The sequence below is a fragment of the Nocardioides sp. NPDC059952 genome, assembly GCF_042730435.1.
Taxonomy (GTDB): domain Bacteria; phylum Actinomycetota; class Actinomycetes; order Propionibacteriales; family Nocardioidaceae; genus Nocardioides.
Genome location: NZ_JBHWLY010000146.1, coordinates 1 through 1,976 on the forward strand (window position 1 = coordinate 1; position 1,976 = coordinate 1,976).

A 1,976-nucleotide genomic window follows, 5' to 3' on the forward strand; every position below is an offset into this window, starting at 1 on the left:
GCACCAGGGCGCCCGCCAGCTCACTCTTGGCCCGACCCTTCGGCCGCGACAGGAACGCCCTGTTGACCTTGCGGCGGCCGGTCGCAGAGTCCAGTTGGTAGGCCTTGACGATGAACGCGGCCATCTCGTCGTCGATGACGAGCGGCTGGCCCTGGACGTCGCCGGGCCCGTGGCACAGGTACGTCTCGATCCAGTCGATAGCGGTGAAGCCGAGGGAGACGAAGCGGTCCGGGTCAGCCTTCGGTCTGGTCATCGACGACTCGAAGCACACGGTCGCGGCGGGAGGCTGCGGCCCTGCTCCGGGGCCGGGCGGGGCGGTCGGCGCCATCGTCCGGGTCAGCGACCGTCCAGCGCAGCCGGATGCGGTCCGCAGCCGTGCCGCCCAGCGCGGCCTCGTTCAGCCGGATCTCGGACAGCAGCTCCTTCTTCGGCTCCTGCCAGTACTGCTCGACGAGCTGGGCGAGCATGTGCAGCCGCCCCCAGTCCGTCGCCAGGAACGTCGAGGCCTGTGGGCTGGTCCGCCATGTCTCGTACCAGGACAGGGTGCGGGTGTCGTAGTCGTGGCCGCCCGGAAGGGCGGGGGTCGGGCCTGCGGGTCCGCCTGCGGGGAGCAACGTTCCGGGTACGGCGTCGGCGTTGCGCCGGCGTCGCTGGGACGGGTCCTTGGGGAGGGGGCCGGTGCCTGCCATGGGGGATCACCTCGGTGTGCCGTTGCGGCATCGGGCCGGGCCGTTGCGGTCCCGGCGGTTACTCGGTGTCACGTTCACCATGATCGTTTGAGGGTCGGAGACCCGTACACAGCGCGAGTTACCTCCCCGGCGGTCCTGAGATGATCTTGTTTGGGGGTAACCCCCCGGGGTCGTCAGGGGGTCGGGGTCACTTTGCGTGACAGTCGCCGCCTGCCGGAATGTCCAGATTGACCAGGAGCGGGGTCACCCGTTCGTCCTTCCAGGCCTCGTTGGGGTGGCGCGGGTCGACCAGCCGCCGGCCATCCTCGTTGACCCGGTGGGTCAGGTAGCGGATGAGCTGCTTGTCGCCGGCCCGCTCGATGCTGAGCCAGTCCAGGGCGACCGCCTTGGGGTCGATGCCGTTGCCCTGGAGCCACTGGGCGAGCGCCTCGCGGTGCTCCATGACCTCATCGTGGCGGAGCAGCCTGACCACAACAGCATCAGGCTCAGGAGCAGGAGACGAAGCAGGAGCAGGAGCAGCAGACGTGACCGCAGGCTGATGCTCGAATCGCGAAGGCAGTTGGCCGGGGCTGGAGGCGCGGCGTAGCCGGGCCGTGGCTGTGGCCGTAGCGTCGGCGCTGCTCTGGCCGAGGTCGCCGAGGTGTAGGTGGCCGTCGGGCTGGGCGTCCTGGCCAGTGCGCTCGGTGCCGCTCATGCGTGCCATCCTCCGGGTTGCTCGGCTGCGGTGTGGCTGCTGTGGCAAGGGCCGCAGAGTCCGCGGCCGTGCTTCGGGTCGTTGGGGTCCAGGCCGGCGGCGACGAGGGCGCGCCGGTCGGTGGGGTGGTGGTCGGCATGCCGGGACGGTTGCCCGCACGACTGTCCGTGTCCGTGTGCGGTGTCGGTGCACACGCACAGCGGGTCGCGTTCGAGGACGGGGCGGCGGAAGCGGCGTTCGTGGTCGCGGTCGTAGCCGCGCTGCCGGGCGCTGCCGCGCCGCTGTTCTGCCTGCCGGCGGTGGTCGTCGCACTTGCCGTGCTGGGTGTACTCGGGGCAGCCGGGCGCCGAGCAGACCCGCCAGCGCAGGGACTTGGGCATCGGTCGCTCCTGTCCTACGGTGACGGCCTACGACTGGAGGGGGTTGCCGTGGCTGGTGGACGTTCGGACTGGGCGCTTGGGGTGTTCGCGGTCGGGCTGCTGCTCGTGTTCGCGGCCGTCATCAAGGGCTGGTGGCTGTTGCTGCTGCCTGCGGCGTGCCTGATTGTGGGCGCGGTCGCGGGGACGACCAGGGCGCGGCGGTCGGGCCAGGCG

The 1,976-nt window shown here is 71.1% G+C and carries 4 protein-coding genes; all 4 read right to left on the minus strand.

Annotated features, from left to right (window positions below):
* Positions 1–253 (minus strand): hypothetical protein (locus ACFV9G_RS29760; protein ID WP_378733079.1); only part of this gene is annotated, 253 nt, incomplete at its 3' end.
* Positions 234–689, minus strand: a complete 456-nt coding sequence (locus tag ACFV9G_RS29765) for a hypothetical protein (RefSeq protein ID WP_375847179.1) — start codon at positions 687–689, stop codon at positions 234–236. The genes ACFV9G_RS29765 and ACFV9G_RS29760, both read right to left, overlap by 20 nt.
* A gap of 187 nt (positions 690–876) precedes the next feature.
* Positions 877–1,383 carry a hypothetical protein gene (locus ACFV9G_RS29770; protein ID WP_375847180.1) on the minus strand — a complete coding sequence of 169 codons (507 nt, stop codon included), beginning with the start codon at positions 1,381–1,383 and terminating at the stop codon, positions 877–879.
* Complete coding sequence (locus ACFV9G_RS29775; protein ID WP_375989011.1) at positions 1,380–1,763, minus strand: holin; 384 nt, start codon at positions 1,761–1,763, stop codon at positions 1,380–1,382. The genes ACFV9G_RS29770 and ACFV9G_RS29775 overlap by 4 nt, the downstream gene beginning before the upstream one ends.
* Positions 1,764–1,976: the final 213 nt, after the last annotated feature.

Coding starts and splice junctions, on each gene's coding strand:
- ACFV9G_RS29770 (WP_375847180.1), bottom strand. CDS start 1,383: ATGAGCGGCACCGAGCGCACTGGCCAGGACGCCCAGCCCGACGGCCAC.
- ACFV9G_RS29775 (WP_375989011.1), bottom strand. CDS start 1,763: ATGCCCAAGTCCCTGCGCTGGCGGGTCTGCTCGGCGCCCGGCTGCCCC.
- ACFV9G_RS29765 (WP_375847179.1), bottom strand. CDS start 689: ATGGCAGGCACCGGCCCCCTCCCCAAGGACCCGTCCCAGCGACGCCGG.